This window comes from Paenibacillus sp. P3E, from assembly GCF_001909045.1.
Classification (GTDB): domain Bacteria; phylum Bacillota; class Bacilli; order Paenibacillales; family Paenibacillaceae; genus Paenibacillus_AQ; species Paenibacillus_AQ helianthi.
This window is the reverse complement of sequence record NZ_LVWH01000143.1, coordinates 1-767: the sequence shown is the minus strand read 5'-3', so window position 1 is coordinate 767 and position 767 is coordinate 1. Positions and strand designations below refer to the sequence as shown.

Sequence of the window (767 nt, the reverse complement as noted above, 5' to 3'; positions counted from 1 at the left end):
GGGTACTTAGATGTTTCAGTTCCCCTGGTCTGCCTCTACATACCCTATGTATTCAGGTATGAGTAACTGCGAATTACCACAGCTGGGTTTCCCCATTCGGACACCCCCGGATCAAAGCTTGCTTACAGCTCCCCGAGGCAGTTTCGTTGTTCGCCACGTCCTTCGTCGGCTCCTGGCGCCTAGGCATCCTCCGTGTGCTCTTATTAGCTTAACCATTGCTCCGGTGTTTCGCTTGTTCGCTCATCTTGTTTTAAACAGCGCTCCCGGATGAATCCGTTCGCTAGTCTGTTTAAAGCCAAAGGTCGCTTCACAATCGAAAACCTTCGCTTTCAGCATACTAATAACGATTTCAACTTGTTTACACAAGTTTCAGCTAAAAGATGTTCTAAAACGCATTTTCGTTTCGGTATCCAGTTTTCAAGGATCAAGGCATTACTTGAGAGCTTCAACTCTCAAAACTGAGCAACGAGTGAGTGTTCGAACCCAAGGGTTCTAATGGAAGTCAAGCTTCCGATTTGAATGTCTCCATTGCAGGAAACGATTCTCCATAGAAAGGAGGTGATCCAGCCGCACCTTCCGATACGGCTACCTTGTTACGACTTCACCCCAATCATCTACCCCACCTTCGGCGGCTGGCCCCCTTGCGGGTTACCCCACCGACTTCGGGTGTTGTAAACTCTCGTGGTGTGACGGGCGGTGTGTACAAGACCCGGGAACGTATTCACCGCGGCATGCTGATCCGCGATTACTAGCAATTCCGACTTCAT

At 49.5% G+C, this 767-nt stretch carries 2 rRNA genes; both read right to left on the bottom strand.

The features are described 5' to 3' along the window. Nucleotides 1–214, bottom strand: a 23S ribosomal RNA gene (locus A3842_RS12560); the annotation flags it as partial. 337 nt (nt 215–551) lie between these two features. Continuing rightward, nucleotides 552–767 (bottom strand): 16S ribosomal RNA (locus tag A3842_RS12555); the annotation flags it as partial.